General features: G+C 64.9%; 16 protein-coding genes. 10 read left to right on the forward strand and 6 right to left on the reverse strand.

The window, feature by feature from the left end; genetic code table 11:
• Positions 1-226: 226 nt before the first annotated feature.
• The 4 genes from yidC to rpmH form a co-directional block, all read right to left on the reverse strand.
• Positions 227-1,915 carry a membrane protein insertase YidC gene (yidC, locus tag A9974_RS02300; protein WP_183002534.1) on the reverse strand — a complete coding sequence of 563 codons (1,689 nt, stop codon included), beginning with the start codon at positions 1,913-1,915 and terminating at the stop codon, positions 227-229.
• 48 nt (positions 1,916-1,963) lie between these two features.
• On the reverse strand, positions 1,964-2,287 hold the full coding sequence (yidD, locus tag A9974_RS02305) for a membrane protein insertion efficiency factor YidD (RefSeq protein WP_183002535.1): 324 nt from the start codon (positions 2,285-2,287) through the stop codon (positions 1,964-1,966).
• A complete protein-coding gene (locus A9974_RS02310; protein ID WP_183002536.1) occupies positions 2,284-2,655 on the reverse strand; it encodes a ribonuclease P protein component in 372 nt (123 codons plus the stop codon). Before A9974_RS02310 ends, yidD begins: the two co-directional genes overlap by 4 nt.
• Positions 2,656-2,771: 116 nt before the next feature.
• Positions 2,772-2,906, reverse strand: coding sequence for a 50S ribosomal protein L34 (rpmH, locus tag A9974_RS02315; protein ID WP_006228069.1), 135 nt, complete (start codon positions 2,904-2,906; stop codon positions 2,772-2,774).
• Positions 2,907-3,313: 407 nt separating this feature from the next.
• Between rpmH and dnaA the strand changes: the two genes are divergently transcribed.
• The 3 genes from dnaA (at position 3,314) to gyrB (ending at position 8,422) form a co-directional block, all read left to right on the forward strand.
• Complete coding sequence (dnaA, locus tag A9974_RS02320) at positions 3,314-4,768, forward strand: chromosomal replication initiator protein DnaA (protein ID WP_183002537.1); 1,455 nt, start codon at positions 3,314-3,316, stop codon at positions 4,766-4,768.
• 2 nt (positions 4,769-4,770) lie between these two features.
• The gene (gene dnaN, locus A9974_RS02325; RefSeq protein WP_183002538.1) at positions 4,771-5,880 is read left to right on the forward strand and encodes a DNA polymerase III subunit beta; all 1,110 of its coding nucleotides are present in this window, start codon (positions 4,771-4,773) and stop codon (positions 5,878-5,880) included.
• A 94-nt stretch (positions 5,881-5,974) separates the two neighbouring features.
• Complete coding sequence (gene gyrB / locus A9974_RS02330) at positions 5,975-8,422, forward strand: DNA topoisomerase (ATP-hydrolyzing) subunit B (protein ID WP_183002539.1); 2,448 nt, start codon at positions 5,975-5,977, stop codon at positions 8,420-8,422.
• A gap of 106 nt (positions 8,423-8,528) precedes the next feature.
• Here the strand turns inward: gyrB and A9974_RS02335 are convergent, their stop codons facing one another.
• Positions 8,529-9,452 carry a LysR family transcriptional regulator gene (locus A9974_RS02335; protein ID WP_183002569.1) on the reverse strand — a complete coding sequence of 308 codons (924 nt, stop codon included), beginning with the start codon at positions 9,450-9,452 and terminating at the stop codon, positions 8,529-8,531.
• Between the two features lie 313 nt (positions 9,453-9,765).
• Between A9974_RS02335 and A9974_RS02340 the strand changes: the two genes are divergently transcribed.
• The 6 genes from A9974_RS02340 to A9974_RS02365 all read left to right on the forward strand — a co-directional run bounded on the left by A9974_RS02340 (position 9,766) and on the right by A9974_RS02365 (position 15,611).
• Positions 9,766-10,452 carry a hydrolase gene (locus A9974_RS02340; protein WP_175192292.1) on the forward strand — a complete coding sequence of 229 codons (687 nt, stop codon included), beginning with the start codon at positions 9,766-9,768 and terminating at the stop codon, positions 10,450-10,452.
• A 32-nt stretch (positions 10,453-10,484) separates the two neighbouring features.
• Positions 10,485-12,077, forward strand: a complete 1,593-nt coding sequence (locus A9974_RS02345; RefSeq protein WP_183002540.1) for an MFS transporter — start codon at positions 10,485-10,487, stop codon at positions 12,075-12,077.
• Positions 12,078-12,095: 18 nt separating this feature from the next.
• Complete coding sequence (locus A9974_RS02350; protein ID WP_183002541.1) at positions 12,096-12,800, forward strand: pirin family protein; 705 nt, start codon at positions 12,096-12,098, stop codon at positions 12,798-12,800.
• A 25-nt stretch (positions 12,801-12,825) separates the two neighbouring features.
• Complete coding sequence (locus A9974_RS02355; RefSeq protein ID WP_183002542.1) at positions 12,826-13,098, forward strand: XapX domain-containing protein; 273 nt, start codon at positions 12,826-12,828, stop codon at positions 13,096-13,098.
• 126 nt (positions 13,099-13,224) lie between these two features.
• Positions 13,225-15,120, forward strand: coding sequence for an amidohydrolase (locus A9974_RS02360; protein ID WP_220805813.1), 1,896 nt, complete (start codon positions 13,225-13,227; stop codon positions 15,118-15,120).
• An 11-nt stretch (positions 15,121-15,131) separates the two neighbouring features.
• Positions 15,132-15,611 (forward strand): DoxX family protein, encoded by a 480-nt coding sequence (locus tag A9974_RS02365; protein WP_183002544.1) that lies wholly within the window; start codon positions 15,132-15,134, stop codon positions 15,609-15,611.
• Between the two features lie 98 nt (positions 15,612-15,709).
• On the opposite strand, the gene A9974_RS02370 is transcribed toward A9974_RS02365, so the two are convergent.
• Positions 15,710-16,642 (reverse strand): LysR substrate-binding domain-containing protein, encoded by a 933-nt coding sequence (locus tag A9974_RS02370; RefSeq protein ID WP_183002545.1) that lies wholly within the window; start codon positions 16,640-16,642, stop codon positions 15,710-15,712.
• 171 nt (positions 16,643-16,813) lie between these two features.
• On the opposite strand from A9974_RS02370, the gene A9974_RS02375 reads away from it, so the two are divergent.
• Positions 16,814-17,722, forward strand: coding sequence for an amino acid ABC transporter substrate-binding protein (locus A9974_RS02375; protein ID WP_183002546.1), 909 nt, complete (start codon positions 16,814-16,816; stop codon positions 17,720-17,722).
• The last annotated feature ends 28 nt before the right edge of the window (positions 17,723-17,750 follow it).

Genomic DNA, 17,750 nt, shown 5'->3' on the forward strand with positions numbered 1-17,750 from the left:
GCGCGCAGCGTGTTGGATATCGCCCCCGGGGCCTTGCCGGCCGGGGAATATCTCCGACACATCATAGGGGTCTATGTTTCCACTGTGAAGTTGATTGAACTAGTAAATTTGATTAAAAATAACTATCGTCGCTGCGACATGACGCCCATCGCCGCCAAACGATCCGCCAACGCAGACGAAAAAAAACCGGCCCCTAAAGGCCGGTTTTTCATTGCGCGAGGCGATATCAGCGGCTGGCCGCGGCTTCTGCCTTGCGCTGCATGGCGCGGGTGATGGACCACTGCTGGGCGATCGACAGGGTGTTGTTGACGCACCAGTAGAGCACCAGGCCGGCCGGGAAGAAGAACATCATCCCGCCGAACACCAGCGGCATGATCATCATGACCTTGGCCTGGACGGGGTCCGGGGGCGTCGGGTTCAGTTTGATCTGCAGGAACATGGTGGCCATCATGATGGCGGGCAGAATGAAGAACGGGTCGCGGATCGACAGGTCATGGACCCACAGGATCCAGGGCGCGCCGCGCATTTCGACGCTGGCCAGCAGCACCCAGTACAGCGAGATGAACACCGGGATCTGCACCACCATCGGCAGGCAGCCGCCCAGCGGGTTGATCTTTTCGGTGCGGTACATCTCCATCATGGCCGCATTGAGCTTCTGCTTGTCGTCGCCGTACTTTTCCTTCAGGGCCTGCAGGCGCGGGGCGACCTGCTTCATGCGGGCCATCGAGCGGTAGCTGGCGGCGGCCAGGGGGTAGAACAGGGCCTTGATCAGCACGGTCAGGGCGACGATGGTCCAGCCCCAGTTGCCCAGGATGGAATGCAACCAGGTCATCAGCGTGAACAGCGGCTTGGCGATGATGGTCAGCCAGCCGTAGTCGACCACCAGTTCCAGGCCGGGGGCGAGCGCCGCCATGGCCTTCTGGTCTTGCGGACCGACCCACAGGTGGGAATCGACGCGGGCGGCAGCGCCCGGGGCGATCTCGCCAACGGCTTCGATGGAGCGGGCGGCGTAGACGTTCTTCTGGACTTCCAGCACTTCGTTATTGCGCTGTTTGCCTTGCGGGGGCACCCAGGCGGTGGCGAAGTAGTGCTGAACCACGGCGATCCAGCCGTTGTCCGTCTGCTTGATGTAGTTGGCCTTCTTCTTTTCGATGTCGGCGAAGGTCATCTTCTGGAACTTGTCCTGTTCCGAGTAGACGGCCATGCCGGTGAACGTGTGATAGAAGCTGGAGGTGTCCGCGGGGTCGTTGCCGTCGCGCTCGAGCTGCAGGTACAGCGAGGGCGTCACGGGGGCGGCGCCGACGTTGGCCAGGTCGTGGCGCACGTCGATGTCGTAGCGGCCGCGATGCAGCGTGAAGGTCTTGGTGACCTTGACGCCGCCGGATTCGGCTTCGAACGTCACGTCCAGGTTGTCGCCGGTCAGTTGGCGATCGGTCGAGACCACGCGGAAAGGCGTCTGGTGCGTCGGGAAGTTCTGGCCGGCGGTTCCGCCGACCACGCCGGTCTGGGCGACGTAGTTCAGGCCCGCCGAGCGGTCCAGCAGGACGGTGGGCTTGTCGGGCTGGCCGGTTGCCGGGTACTTCAGCAGTTCGGCGCGCACCAGTTGGGCGCCCAACGTGTCGAAGGTCAGGCGCAGCACGTCGGTGGTGATGACGACTTCTTCCGAGCGCGTGGGGACGGGCGTCGTGGCGCCGGGCACGGCCGCAGGCGTGGCGGCGCCAGCCGTGACGGGGGCGCTGGGCACCGAAGGCGTCGCGTTGTTCGCGGCGGCCGGCGTGCCGTTGGCGGGCGTGCTGGCCGCGGGCGTGGGGCCCCCGAACAGCGACGGCTTGCCGTTATGGATCTGCCAGTTGTTCCAAAGGAGCAACAGCGAGAAGGAAAAAATCATCCAGAGGACGGTTCGTCGGATATCCATGGTGCCTACTGAAGTGAATACGGGCCAGCAAAGCCCGCCAGTTTAGCGTCAATCGTGCTCGGTGCGGTGGCCATGGGAGCAGCAGGCGCCGCCGTTGGTTCCCTTGGCCGGCGGAACCGGGTCCCATCCGCCGGGCGACCAGGGATGGCAGCGGCCAATACGCCGGACCATCAGCCAGAAGCCGCGCCAGGGACCGTGGCGCTCGATCGCTTCGATCGCGTACGCCGAGCAGGTCGGGGTAAAGCGGCACTGCCGGCCGATCCAGGGGCTCAGGAAGAACCTGTAGAACCGGATCGGGGCAATGAGTATTGCGGCTCCCGCGGATCGCCCGCGTCGCGGACGGCTTGCCTGCCGGGGAGAGGGGCCGTTCATCGTGCGATCCGCTCGAAGTGAGCGTCCGCTTCGGCCCTGGCCGCGCGTTTCAGCGCGGTGAGCGTGGCGGGCGCCACCTTGCAATGCAGCCGCACGACGTAGTCTTTCGCCGGTAGCGCCAGGCGCCGGTGGCGGAAGGCTTCGCGGATGACCCGCTTCAGGGCGTTGCGCGTGGTGGCATGGGCGGCGAACCGCTTGGCGATCACCAGGCCCAGCCGGGCACAGGCCTCCTGGCCGGGGGGCAGATCGTTGGGAGCGGCGCTCACAACGAAAAACGCCCCTCGGGCAAGACGCCGGCCTTTAAGGGCGGCGGCGAACTCGGAGGGGCGATGCAGCCGCGCCTCCGGGGGAAGCGTGGAGCGCGGCATGGACTGCGGGTCAGGCGTTTGCGCGGAACCGGGACGAGATTGCGAGAGGTCTTGCAATATGGCCGGTCCGTGCAAAAAAAGTCAGGCTTCCGGCAAAAGACCGGAAACGCGGGACCTTAGACGGCCAGACGCTTGCGGCCCTTGGCGCGGCGGGCGCTCAGGATGGCGCGGCCAGCGCGGGTTTTCATGCGCACGCGAAAGCCATGGGTGCGCTTGCGGCGGGTAACGGAAGGTTGGTAGGTACGTTTCATGGACGATCCACAAAAAGAACAAAAGTCAGAAGGGACCTGCCCGGAGGGTTCCTGGCCGCAGATCCAAAGCGGGTATCTAGTAAGACGTTTCTGCCGCGCATTTGCACGCAAAGTGCAAAAACGTCAGCGAAAACAGACTTGTAGACGGGGCTTGGGTCCGGGGATTCCCCGGGCGACCTATTCAGCAAAGCCAAGCTTCCTGGCAAACGCAAGGGTGCGATCGCCGACGAAAATCTTGAGCTTTCTGCGAAACCTTCTGACAGACAGAATTCGGAAAAGCCCACCATTTCAGCAAGTTTTCCCTGTCTTGTCAAACAGTTAAGCTGGCGGGATGTGCAAGCTTACACCCTACCCTGTGGATAACCCATGCCCAGGCAAGGTAGAATCGAGGTTTGAATAAGAGCGACATGAAAGAATTCTGGCAGACCTGCGTCAGTCGTCTTGAGCAGGAACTCCCCCCCCAACAAATCAGCGCGTGGATACGACCGCTGGTCCCGCTTGCGTATGACGAGACGCAGGCGGTGCTGCGCGTTGCTGCCCCCAATCGGTTCAAGCTGGACTGGGTGCGCAAGAATTTCTCCCACCAGATTGAAGCGTTGGCCGCGGAGTGGTTCGAGCGTCCGGTACAGGTCCTGTTCGAGTTGCCGTCGCAGGGCGCCGCGCCCCGCATGCCGGTCGCGCCCGTGCGCGCCCAGCAGCCCGCGCAAACGCCACTGTCCGGTGCCACGCCTTCAGGCGGCGCGCCGCCGCCCGCCATGGCCGCGCAGCCGGCCGCACCCGCTGCGCCCAGCGCCGGGGCGGCCGCGGTCAGCGCGGATGCCGCGAACATCGTGTACGAGCGCTCGCGCCTGAACACCGACCTGACGTTCGAGAATTTCGTGACGGGTAAGGCCAACCAGCTGGCGCGCGCCGCCGCGCTGCAGGTGGCGGAAAACCCGGGCACGTCCTACAACCCGCTGTTCCTGTACGGCGGCGTGGGCCTGGGCAAGACCCACCTGATCCACGCCATCGGCAATGCCATGGTGGCGGCGGGCACCGGGGTGCGCGTGCGCTATGTGCATGCCGACCAATACGTGTCCGACGTGGTCAAGGCGTACCAGCGCAAGGCGTTCGACGATTTCAAGCGCTACTACCACTCGCTGGACCTGCTGCTGATCGACGATATCCAGTTCTTCTCCGGCAAGAACCGCACGCAGGAAGAATTCTTCTATGCGTTCGAGGCGATGGTCGCGCAGCGCAAGCAGATCATCATCACCAGCGATACGTACCCGAAGGAACTGTCCGGCATCGACAGCCGCCTGATCTCGCGCTTTGACTCCGGCCTGACGGTCGCGATCGAGCCGCCCGAACTCGAGATGCGCGTGGCGATCCTGCTGCGCAAGGCCGAGTCCGAAGGCGTGCCCATGCCCGAGGAAGTGGCGTTCTTCATCGCCAAGCACCTGCGCAGCAACGTGCGCGAACTGGAAGGCGCGTTGCGCAAGGTGTTGGCCTACGCCCGCTTCCATGGCCGCGACGTACTGACGGTCGACGTCTGCAAGGAAGCCCTGAAGGATCTGCTGTCCGTGTCCAACGGACAGATCACCGTGGAAAACATCCAGAAGACGGTGGCGGACTTCTACAAGATCAAAGTGGCCGACATGTATTCGAAACGCCGGCCGGCCAATATCGCGTTGCCGCGCCAGGTCGCTATGTACCTGGCGAAGGAGCTGACCCAGAAAAGCCTGCCGGAAATCGGCGATTTGTTCGGTGGCCGTGATCACACCACCGTGCTGCACGCCGTACGCAAGATTTCCGACGCCCGCGCAAAGCAAGCGGAGCTCAACCATACCCTGCACGTGTTGGAACAAACTCTAAAAGGATGACCATGCAACTCGTACAAACCACACGCGATGCATTGCTGAAACCGCTGTCGACCGTGGCGGGCATCGTCGAAAGACGCCATACCCTGCCCATCCTGGCGAACATCCTGATGCGCAAGGAAGGCAACAAGGTTGCCTTCATTGCGACCGACCTCGAAGTACAGATCACGACGCATGCCGACTTCGGCGTGGGCCAGGACAACGAGTCCACCACGGTCGCGGCGCGCAAGCTGCTGGACATCCTGAAGGCCCTGCCCGATACGGGCGACGTGCGCCTGGCGCTGGCCAGCAACAAGTTGTCGGTGCAGTCGGCCAAGAGCCGCTTTGCGTTGCAGACGCTGGCCGCCAGCGAATTCCCCACCGTGGCTCAGCCCGAGCAGTGGGACGTGTCGCTGACCATGCCGCAACGCACGCTGCGCCACCTGTTCAACATGGTGCACTTCGCCATGGCCCAACAGGACATCCGCTACTACCTGAACGGCATGCTGCTGGTGTTTGAACCGGGCCGTGTGCGCGCGGTCGCCACCGACGGTCACCGCCTGGCCCACTGCTCCACCGAAGCAGACGGCATCAGCGAACGCCACGAAGTGATCGTGCCGCGCAAGACCGTGCTCGAAATGCAGCGCCTGCTGGAAGACTCCGACGAAATCGTGTCGATCGACGTGGCGCCGGGCCAGATCCGCTTCCGCTTCGGCGACGTCGAACTCGTGTCCAAGCTGGTCGAAGGCAAGTTCCCCGATTTCACCCGCGTGATCCCGACGAACTACTCGCGCCACTTCCTGGTGGGCCGCGAGGCGCTGCAGGGCAGCCTGCAACGCGCGGCCATTCTCACCACCGACAAGTTCAAGGGTGTGCGCCTGCAGCTGGCGCAGAACCAGATGAAGATATCGTCCTCGAACGCCGAGCAAGAAGAGGCACAGGAAGAAATCGACATCGACTATGGCCACGAACCGCTGGACGTGGGCTTTAACGTCGGCTATTTGCTCGACGTGCTGGCCAACGTCAAGGTGGACAACATCCAGTGGTCGGTCATGCCCGATGCCAACGCATCGGCGCTCATCACCCTGCCCGAAGACGACCAGTTCAAATACGTCGTCATGCCCATGCGGATCTAAATCCGCGCCGATGTGGGTTTGTGCCGCCGCGGGCCTTACGGCTCGTCGGCGGTCCGGCCGCCAGGCCGTTCTTTAAAGCGTTATCGATACAGACATGTCAGATCAGCAGAACACCACTCCCGAGAACGGCGGCTACGGCGCCGACTCGATCAAGATGCTCAAGGGGCTGGAGGCCGTGCGCAAGCGCCCCGGCATGTACATCGGGGACACGTCCGACGGCACCGGCTTGCACCACATGGTGTTCGAAGTCGTCGACAACGCCATTGACGAAGCGCTGGCCGGCTATTGCGACGACATCGTCGTCACGATCCACACCGACAACTCGATCTCGGTCACGGACAACGGCCGCGGCATCCCCACGGATATCCACAAGGACGACGAATTCCACCGCAGCGCGGCCGAAATCGTCATGACCGAGCTGCACGCCGGCGGCAAGTTCGACCAGAACTCGTACAAGGTGTCCGGCGGCCTGCACGGCGTGGGCGTTTCGTGCGTGAACGCACTGTCCGAATGGCTGCGGCTGACCATCCGCCGCAACGGCCAGGTGCACCAGATGGAATTCCGCCAAGGCGCCCGCGTGGCTCCCCTGGCGGTGACGGGTACGACGGACATGCGCGGCACGGAAGTGCGCTTCCTGGCCGACCCGATCATCTTCAACAACATCGAATACCACTACGAGATTCTCTCCAAGCGCTTGCGCGAGCTCTCGTTCCTGAACAACGGCGTCAAGATCCGCCTGATCGACCAGCGCCAGGGCAAGGAAGAGAATTTCGCGTTCTCCGGCGGCGTGAAGGGCTTTGTCGAATACATCAACCGCACCAAGACCGTGCTGCATCCGAACGTGTTCTCGGTCACCACCGAGTCCGCTGCCGGTGGCGTGTCGGTGGGCGTGGAAGTGGCGATGCAGTGGAACGACAGCTACAGCGAAAGCGTGCTGTGCTTCACCAACAACATTCCGCAGCGCGACGGCGGCTCGCACCTGACCGGTCTGCGCGCGGCGATGACCCGCATCCTGAACAAGTACATCGCCGACAACGAACTGGCCAAGAAGGCCAAGGTCGAGACGTCCGGCGACGACATGCGCGAAGGCTTGGCCTGCGTGCTGTCGGTGAAGGTGCCCGAGCCCAAGTTCAGCAGCCAGACCAAGGACAAGCTGGTCTCCAGCGAGGTGCGCCCGGCCGTCGAAGAAGCCGTGGCCCGCACGCTGGAAACCTGGCTGCTCGAACATCCGAACGACGCCAAGGCGCTGTGCAACAAGATCGTCGAAGCCGCCCGTGCCCGCGAAGCCGCGCGCAAGGCGCGCGAAATGACGCGCCGCAAGAGCGTGCTGGAAGGCGCGGGCCTGCCCGGCAAGCTGGCCGACTGCCAGGAAAAAGACCCGGCGCTGTGCGAGCTATACATCGTCGAGGGTGACTCCGCAGGCGGTTCGGCCAAGCAAGGCCGCGATCGCAAGTTCCAGGCCATCCTGCCGCTGCGCGGCAAGGTTCTGAACGTGGAAAAGGCGCGCTTTGACCGCCTGATCGCAAGCGAACAGATCGCCACCCTGATCACCGCGCTGGGCACCAGCATCGGCCCCGACTTCAACGTCGACAAGCTGCGCTACCACCGCCTGATCATCATGACCGACGCGGACGTCGACGGCGCGCACATCCGTACCCTGCTGCTGACGCTGCTGTACCGTCAGATGCCGGAGCTGGTGCAGCGCGGCTATGTCTACATTGCGCAGCCGCCGCTGTACAAGGTCAAGGTCGGCCGTGAAGAACGCTATCTGAAGGACGCCCAGGAAGAAGCGCAGTTCATGCTGCAGCTGGCCCTGAAAGACGCCGAGATCATCTCGGGCGGCAACATCATCCGCGGCGAAGAACTGAGCGACCTGGCGCGCCAGTACGTGGCCGCCGACGGCGTGATGGCCCGCCTGGCTCGCGTGTTCGACGTGGCCGCGCTGTCGGCCATGGCCGAAGGCGTCGAGATCAACCTGGATACGGCCGAGTCCACCGCTGATTCCGCGCGCCGCCTGGCTGATGCCATGCGCGATCCGGTCAGCGGCAACGGCGTCGAAGTGGTGCCGGAGTTCGATGCCGCCACCGAACGCCACCGCCTGTCGGTGCAGCGCATGCACCACGGCAACGTGCGCGTCAGCATCATCGACGCCGACTTCGTCAACGGTTCCGACTACGCCGTGCTGTCGCGCGCCGCCAAGAGTTTCCTGGGCAAGGTCGGTCCGCGCTCGCTGGCCGCTCGCGGAGAAGGCGACAAGCGCAAGGAACAGGTCGTGTCCGACTTCCGCGAAGCCATGCAATGGCTGCGCAGCGAAGCCGATCGCAGCATCTCCAAGCAGCGCTATAAGGGTCTGGGCGAAATGAACCCGGAACAGCTGTGGGAAACCACGATGGACCCGAAGGTGCGCCGGCTGCTGCGCGTGCAGATCGAAGACGCCATCGCGGCGGACGAAGTCTTCACCACGCTGATGGGCGACGACGTGGAACCGCGCCGCAACTTCATCGAAGCGCACGCGCTGTCGGCGGGCAACATCGACGTGTGATTGCCGACGGTCCGGCGGATGCCCGGCGTCTGTCCGGACCTCGCGATGTCATCAAAAGGGGCTGCATACGCAGCCCCTTTTTCATTGCTCTGGCCCGTCTGCGCGGCTATCCCTGCACGTCGCTGGCCCACGGCTCCGCCGTCAGGCGCTGCGCCAGATATTCGATCAACGCCTGCACCCGCGCCGGCCGCCGCCGCCCCGGCGGGGTGACGATGTGCAGGGCGATCGGGTCCACCTGCCAGTCATCCATGGCGGTTTCCAGCGCGCCGGATTGCAGGTCTTCCCAGGCCAGGAATTCCGGTTGCAGCGCCAGGCCCATGCCGGCCCGTAGCGCCGGCGCCAGGGCCTCGGCGTTGTTCACGTTCAGGTGGATCGGCAAGGCTTGCGAGAACTCGCCGTGTTGCTCGTGGCGAAAGCGCCAGCTCGCGCCGTTGCGGGCGTACATGTATTGCAGCGCGTTGTGCTGCGCCAGGTCGCGGGGGTGCTTGGGCTTGCCCGCGCGCTTGAAGTAACCCGGCGCGCCGACCAGCAGGATGCGCACCGAGCACAGGCGCCGTGCCAGCAAGGTCGAGTCCACCAGGTTGGAGATGCGCAGCGCCAGATCGAAACGTTCGGAGACCAGGTCGGCCTGCTTGTCGTTGAATTCGATCTCCAGGCCCACGTCGGGATGCGCCTGCATGAAGGGCGGCAGCATCGGGGCCAGATGGGTGACGCCGAACGACATGGGCGCGGCCAGGCGGATCTTGCCGCGCAGGCTGGTGGACTTTTCCGTCACCTCGGCCTCGACCGCCTCGCCTTCCTCGAGAATCCGGGCCGCGCGTTCCAGCGCCGCATAGCCGGACTCGGTCAGGGTCATGCTGCGCGACGTGCGGTGGAACAGCGTGGTCTTCATGCGCGTTTCCAGCCGGGTGATGGTCTTGGAAACCGTGGCCTGAGCCACGGAAAGCTCCGCAGCGGCCTTGGCGAACGACCCGGTCTCGGCGACCTTGGCGAAGATCGCCCACCCTTCCAGATCGGGCAGTTTATTCATCATGAACCCTTGCGTATCAGTTCGCGCCGATGATAGCGGCTGCCTATTGCCCACACAAGAACGCCTTGTAAAGGATCACCCAATACCGCTCCGCCATGGGGATCATGCAAAAAATGGAATGGATGGAATTCCGCGCGGCGGATTCTCAGCGGGCGGACCGGTCCCTACTATGCCTCTACCGACAGACAGCGCAAACGGAAAGCCCCAAGCGGCCCTTGCGCCACCACTGACGGTGCAGGCCCGGATGGCCTGCCAAGTAACCGAATTCACCCCGTCGCATTCCTAGACCGATTCCTTAAAAGAGAGACCCGCCATGTCGAACCGCAAATACCTCGAAGTCCTGACCCCCGAGAACAGCCAGATCATCTTCATCGACCAGCAGCCGCAGATGGCGTTCGGTGTGCAGTCGATCGACCGCCAGACGCTGAAGAACAATGTGGTGGGCCTGGCCAAGGCCGCGCGCACCTTCAACATCCCGACCACCATCACCACCGTGGAAACCGAGAGCTTCTCGGGCAATACCTTCCCTGAACTGCTGGCCGTGTTTCCGGACAACAAGATCCTGGAACGCACCTCGATGAACTCGTGGGACGACCAGAACGTGCGCGACGCGCTGGCCGCCAATGGCCGCAAGAAGGTCATCGTGGCAGGCCTGTGGACCGAAGTCTGCAACACCACGTTCGCCCTGTGCGCCATGCTGGAGGGCGACTACGAAATCTACATGGTGGCCGACGCCTCGGGTGGTACCTCGGCCGATGCGCACAAGTACGCCATGGACCGCATGATCCAGGCCGGCGTGGTGCCGGTGACCTGGCAGCAAGTGTTGCTGGAATGGCAGCGCGACTGGGCCCGCAAGGAAACCTATGACGCCGTCACCGCCATCGTCAAGGAACACTCCGGTGCGTACGGCATGGGCATCGACTACGCCGTGACCCACGTCCACAAGCTGGCCGAGCGTGTCCAGCACGGTGAGCGCATCGGCCCCAATCCGGCCAAGTAATTCACCAGGTACACCGACTCCAGGAGCTTGCCGTGGCTGACCAGAAGATCCAATCCACCGGGGGCAGTTTCGCGTCGCTGCGCCAACCCGTGTTCGCGGTGCTGTGGGCAGCCACGGTGCTGGGCAACGTGGGCAGCTTCATGCGCGACGTGGCCAGCTCCTGGCTGGTGACGGACCTGTCGGCCAGCCCCACGGCCGTGGCCTTGATCCAGACGGCGGCGACGCTGCCGATCTTTCTGTTGGCGATACCGGCCGGCGTGCTGTCGGACATCCTGGACCGTCGCCGCTTTCTGATTGTCGTGCAGCTGCTGCTGGCTTCGGTCAGCGGCACGCTGCTGGTGTTGTCGCACTTCGGCGCATTGACGGTGGATTACCTGATTGCACTGACCTTCGTGGGCGGTATCGGTGCCGCCCTGATGGGGCCCACCTGGCAGGCCATCGTGCCCGAGCTGGTGCCGCGCGAGAACCTGAAAGGTGCGGTGGCGCTGAATTCGCTGGGCATCAACATTGCCCGCGCTATCGGCCCGGCCGCGGGCGGCCTGATCCTGGCCAGCTTTGGCGCGGCGGTGACCTATGGCATGGATGTACTGAGCTACGTCTTCGTCATTGCCGCGTTGCTCTGGTGGAAGCGCCCGGCCGCGACCGACAGCGCTTTGTCGGAGAATTTCCTGGGGGCGTTTCGTGCCGGTCTGCGTTATACGCGGGCCAGCAAGGAACTGCACCGCGTGTTGCTGCGCGCCGCCGTGTTCTTCCTGTTCGCCAGTGCCGTATGGGCCCTGCTGCCCCTGGTGGCGCGGCAGATGCTGGGGGGCACCGCCGGCTTCTATGGCGTGTTGCTGGGTGCGGTGGGCGCGGGCGCAATCGTCGGCGCGCTGGTGATGCCCCGGGTGAGCGCGCACCTGGATACGGATGGGCTGGTGCTGCTGGCCTCGGTGGTCAGTGCGGCCGTCATGGCAATGCTGGTGTTTGCCCCGCCCAAGTGGCTGGCCGTGCCGCTGCTGGTGTTGCTGGGCATGGGCTGGATCACCGCGCTCACGACGTTCAACAGTGTGGCCCAGGCCATTCTGCCCAACTGGGTGCGCGGCCGCGGACTGGCGGTGTACCTGATGGTGTTCAACGGCGCGATGGCGGCCGGCAGCCTGGGCTGGGGCCTGGTGGCCCGCGAGATCGGCGTGCCGTACGCCTTGGCGGTCAGTGCCGCGGGGCTGGTCGTGGTGGCGCTGCTGTTCCACCGTGTCCGCCTGCCTGTGGGGGAAGTGGATCTGCAGGCGTCCAACCACTGGCCCGAGCCGCTGGTTGCGGAGTCGGTGGCCAATGACCGCGGGCCGGTGCTGGTGCAGGTGGAATACCGCATTCGCCAGGAAGATCGTGCGGCGTTTCTGGACGCGATGAAGCGCCTGTCGCAGGAGCGGTTGCGCGATGGCGCCTATGCCTGGGGCGTGGTCGAGCACACCAACGACCCGCAGCGCGTGGTGGAGTGGTTCTTCGTGGAGTCGTGGGCCGAACACCTGCGCCAGCATCACCGGGTATCGCATGCCGATGCCGACCTGCAGGCCGAAGCGCTGCGCTTTCATGCGGGGCCCGGCAAACCGGAAGTGCATCACTTCCTGGCGTTGAAACACTGATATCCAAGGAGGCCAGCCATGATTGAACGCCGACCGCTTGAAACCCTGGGCCACACCCGCCGCGGCTGGCTCGATGCCAAACACCATTTCTCGTTCGTGGGCTGTCAGGACCCCGCGCGGTTGCGCTGGGGGGCGCTGCGTGCCTGGAACGACGAGACGATTGCGGCGGGCGCGGGCTTTCCCGCTTTGCTGCAGACGGACATGGAGATCATCACCTGCGTGCGCGAAGGCGCGCTGACGCACGAAGACGATCTGGGCAACCGCGGGCGTACCCGGGTTGGGGATGTGCAGGTGATGAGCGCGGGCAGCGGCGTGACGCACGCCGAGTTCAACATGGAAGGCGGACCGGCGCGGGTGTTCCAGATCTGGATCGAGCCGGACCGCCGCGGTGTGCCGCCGAGCTGGGGCCGAAAGAGCTTTGCCCGAGAGGCTTGCGACGGCCAGTTCATTACGCTGGCCAGCGGCATGCAGGGCGATGACGACGCCTTGCCCATCCGCAGCGACGCACGCGTGCTGGCGGTTGCGCTGAAGGCCGGGCAAGCGGCTACCTACCGCTTCGCGCAAGGGGCGCGTCGCGGTTACCTGGTGGCCGCCAAGGGGCGCTTGACCGTCAATGACATCGTCGTGGATGGCGGCGACGGTGTTGCCATTCACGATGAAACCGACTTACGCATCATGGCCCTGGACGACGCCGAAGTCCTGTTGGCCGACACGCATGCCTGACCCTATCCATCCTGCGAGGACACCCATGAAGATCTATCTGCTTTCCCTTGGCGCCGGCCTGCTGGTCGGCGTGGTGTACAGCCTGTTGCAGGTGCGGTCTCCGGCCCCGCCGCTGGTGGCGTTGATCGGCTTGCTCGGCATCCTGGTGGGCGAGCAGCTCGTGCCGGTGGGCAAGCAGCTGCTCAGTGGCACCGCGTTTGTCGCCGCCTGCAACAAGGAACAGGCGGCGCGTCATGTCTTCGGGCAATTGCCCGGCCGCCAGGAAAAGGACAACGCCGGGGACAAGGCCGAAGGCTGACCCCTCCACGCACCCAAGGAATTTCGTATGCCTACCCGTCGCGATCTCATCGGTGCTGCTTCTACACTCGCGCTCAACAGCTTGCTGGGCACCCACGCCATTGCCCGATCCCAAGGAGATTCCCCCATGCCAAATACTGCAAACGCTGCCCCGGACGTTGTCTTCTACAACGGCCGTATCACCACGCTGGACCGCGCCAGGCCACAGGCCAGCGCGGTGGCGATCAAGGACGGCCGCTTCATTGCCGTCGGCACCGATGCCGAGGTCATGGCGCTGGCCGGTTCCGCCGCCCGGCGCATCGACCTGAAAGGCCGCGGCGTGCTGCCCGGGCTGTTCGACAACCACACGCACGTGGTGCGCGGCGGCCTGAACTACAACATGGAGCTGCGTTGGGATGGCGTGCGTTCGCTGGCCGATGCCATGGGCATGCTCAAGCGCCAGGTGGCCATTACGCCGGCCCCGCAGTGGGTGCGGATCGTGGGCGGCTTTACCGAACACCAGTTCGCCGAGAAGCGCTTGCCGACCATCGACGAGATCAACGCCATTGCGCCGGACACGCCGGTGTTCATCCTGCACCTGTACGACCGCGCCCTGCTCAATGGCGCCGCGCTGCGCGCCGTGGGCTATACCAAGACCACGCCCAACCCGCCCGGCGGCGAGATCATCCGCGACGGTCAGGGCAACCCCACCGGGCTGCTGCTGGCCAAGCCCAACGCGACCATCCTGTATGCCACGCTGGCCAAGGGCCCGAAGCTGCCGTTTGACTATCAGCTCAACTCGACGCGCCATTTCATGCGGGAATTGAACCGCCTGGGCGTGACCGGCGTGATCGACGCCGGTGGCGGCTTCCAGAACTATCCCGACGACTACGCCGTCATCCAGAAGCTGGCGGACGACGGCCAGATGACGGTGCGCCTGGCCTACAACCTGTTCACGCAGAAGCCCAAGCAGGAAAAGGAAGACTTCCTGAAGTGGACCTCCAGCGTGAAGTACAAGCAAGGCACCGACTACTTCCGCCACAACGGGGCGGGCGAAATGCTGGTGTTCTCGGCGGCGGACTTCGAGGACTTTCGCGTGGAGCGTCCCGACATGCCGCCCGAAATGGAGGGCGAGCTGGAAGAAGTGGTGCGGGTGCTGGCGCAGAACCGCTGGCCGTGGCGCCTGCATGCCACGTATGACGAGACCATCTCGCGCGCGCTGGACGTGTTCGAGAAGGTGAACCAGGACACGCCGCTGACGGGCTTGAACTGGTTCTTCGACCATGCGGAAACCATTTCCGACAAGTCGATTGACCGTATCGCCGCGCTGGGCGGCGGCATCGCCGTGCAGCATCGCATGGCTTACCAGGGGGAGTACTTCATCGAACGCTACGGCGCGGCCGCCGCCGAGGCCTCGCCGCCCGTGGCCAAGATCCTGCAGCGGGGCGTGAAAGTGTCGGCAGGCACCGACGCCACGCGCGTCGCCTCGTACAACCCCTGGGTGTCGCTGGCCTGGATGATCACGGGCAAGACCGTGGGCGGCACGCGCCTGTATCCCGCGCGCAACTGCCTGGACCGCGAGACGGCGCTGCGCATGTGGACCGAGAACGTCGCCTGGTTCTCGAACGAGGAAGGCAAGCGCGGCCGCATCCAGGCCGGCCAGCTGGCCGACTTCATCGTGCCCAGCAAAGACTATTTCAGCTGCGCCGAAGACGATATCTCGTTCCTGACCTCGGACCTGACCGTAGTTGGCGGTCGCGTGGTCTACGGTGGCGGTGACTTCGGGCCGCTGGACGAGAACCCGCTGCCCCCCGCCATGCCGGACTGGTCGCCCACGCGCCTGTTCGGCGGCTACGCCGCCTGGGGCGACCCCGACGGGGCAGGCCGCAATTCGCTGGGCTACCGCAATATGGCTGCCTGCGGCTGCGCCAGCGCCTGCGGCGTGCACGGCCACGACCATGCCAAGGCGTGGGCCGCGAAAGCGCCCAGTTCCGATCTGCAGGGCTTTTTCGGCGCGCTGGGTTGCGCGTGCTGGGCGGTTTAAGGAGGCGGGCGATGAACGCGACCTTTCAATGGGAGCGGCGGCTGGCCGGCCTGGCCCGGCCGCTGTTCGGTTCCGGCGTCGTGCGGTTCCTGGCCTATCTGGGCCTGTGCGCGGCCTATCTGCAAGGTGGCTGGGTCAAGCTCACGGACTTTCCGGGCGCGTTGCGCGAGATGGCGCATTTCGGCCTGGCGCCCGAACCGCTGTTTGCCGTGCTGGTCATTGCGCTGGAACTGGTGGCGTCCGGCCTGATCCTGAGCGGAAGGCTGCGCTGGTTGGGAGCGGTTGCCCTGGCCGGCTTCACGCTGGCGGCGACGGGGCTTGCGCTGCGCTACTGGGAGATGCCGGCCGGGCAGGAACGCTTCATGGCCGCCAACGCCTTTTTCGAGCACCTGGGGCTGGCGGGCGGCTTGCTGCTGGTGGCGTGGCTGGACCTGCGCACGCCTGCCGCTGCCACGCTTACTCGGCCTGAGGCGCCGCGCACACCCGCTTGATCGTCTGGCGCAGCCAGCGGTGCGCCGGGTCGTTGTCCAGCTGCGGGGGCCAGGCCTACCTGGATGGCGCACCGGCCCAGGGCCGGAACCCGTAGCCGTCAGCGCGCCGGCCGGGCCTTCAGGTCGGCCATTTCTTCCTGCATCAGCTGGTGGGCGTAGCGTGAGAACACGCTGACCAGGCGGGTACGGGTATGGTACGGCGGGTATAGCAATGCGACCGTGACCGGCACGGCGGGGCTGAAGGGGCGGACTTCCACGCCGTTGACCTCGTATTCCTCGCGCGCGGCCAGGGGGTTGATCAGGGCCACGCCCAGCCCGGCGCCGACCAGCGCGCAAACCGACGAGCCCAGCCCGGCCTCGGCCACGGTCTGGCGCTCGACCTTGGCGGCCCTGAAAACCGCGTCGATCTTTTCCCGCAGCGGCGTGGCGCTGGGGAAGGCGATGAAGGGTTCGCCGGCGAAATCGGCCGGTTTCAGCTTTTTCAGCTTGGTCAGCCGGTGGCCCTTGGGCAGCACCGCCACGCAATTCATGGTCAGCACCGGTTCGACCTGGATGCCGGGCGAATCCCCGGACAGCATTGCCAGCCCGGTGTCGCAGAATCCGGAGCTGATCCAGTTATGCACCGCGCTGGCGTTGCCGGAGTGGATCGACACCATGACATCCGGGTATTCGGTCTTGAAAGCAGCCACGATGCGGGCCAGCAGGCCCCCGGCCAATCGCGGCATGGCCGCTACGCTCAGGCGGCTGGCGCTGAACGAGCGAATGCTGGCGGCCGCCGATTCCAGGCCGGCCAGGCCGATGAAGGTCTTTTCCACCTCTTGAAAGAAGCGCGAGCCGTCCTGGGTGGGCGTCAGGCGGCTGCCGTTGCGGTCGAACAGGGGAAACTGGGTGATTGCTTCCAATTGCCCAATTAAGCGGCTAACGTGCGGCTGCGAGGTATGCACTCGCCTGGCGGCGGCGGTCATGGAGCCGGTCATCATGACGGCTCGGAAAGCCTCGATGTGCCGCAAGCCCATTCGTGTAATGGCCATATCAAATCCGTATAGAGGAATACCCGATTGGAACTGGATAAAACCATAACGCTAGTTGATACTTTTTGCCAGCCGCGGGGCTCATCGCGGGACGCGGCGGTATGCATGCAGTTTGGCACCGCTGTTCGTGAACATAAACACGCGCCGCTCGCAAGGCGCCAAGGGAATACGATGAAAGCACTTGCCGCGATCTCGGTCGCCGCTGCCCTGCTTGGCAGCGCCACCGCCCATGCCGAAGGCCCCAGCCGCCTGGACAAGATCCGCGAAACCGGCGTTATCACCATTGGCCACCCCGAAACGTCGGTGCCGTTCGCCTACCTGGACGGCAACCAGAAGCCGGTGGGCTACACGGTCGAGATCTGCCAGGAAATCGCCCAGTACGTGAAAACCGCGCTCAAGCTGCCCAAGCTGGACGTGCGCTACAACCCCACCACTTCCGCGACCCGGATCCCGTTGCTGGCCAACGGCACCATCGACCTGGAATGCGGCAACACCACCAATAACGTCGAACGCCACAAGCTGGTGTCGTTCGCGCCCACGACCTTCGTGGCCCAAGTGGTGCTGGTGGCGCGCAAGGACGGCGGCGTGGACCCGAACAACCTGGCCTCGTTCCGCGGCAAGTCGATCGCGGCCCAGGCCGGCGGCCAGACGTTCAAGCTGATCTCGCGCCTGAACGCCGAGGGCAACCTGGGCATCACCATGGCACCCACCAAGGATACGGCGGAAACGCTGCTGATGGTGGAGTCGGGCCGCGCCGCGGGTTCGGCCAATGACGACGGCATCGCCTACGGCGCCGTGGCTTCGTCCAAGAATCCCGACGCCTTCGTGATCGGCACCAAGGGCCTGGAACTGGCGCCCTACGGCATCATGCAGCCCAAGGATGACACCGCCTTCAAGAAGGTGGTGGACGAGGCCGTGCTGGAGCTGATCAAGAACGGCCGCGTCGCGGCGATCTACGAGAAGTACTTCAATTCGCCGATCCCGCCCAAGCAGATCAACCTGAAGTATCCGATGAGCGATGCGCTCAAGCGCGCGCTGGCCCATCCGACGGACTCGGGCGACCCCAAGGCTTACGAATAAGCCGGCTCGCCGCGGACGCCCTGTTGGG

Source organism: Achromobacter sp. UMC71, from assembly GCF_014170305.1.
GTDB lineage: Bacteria > Pseudomonadota > Gammaproteobacteria > Burkholderiales > Burkholderiaceae_B > Achromobacter.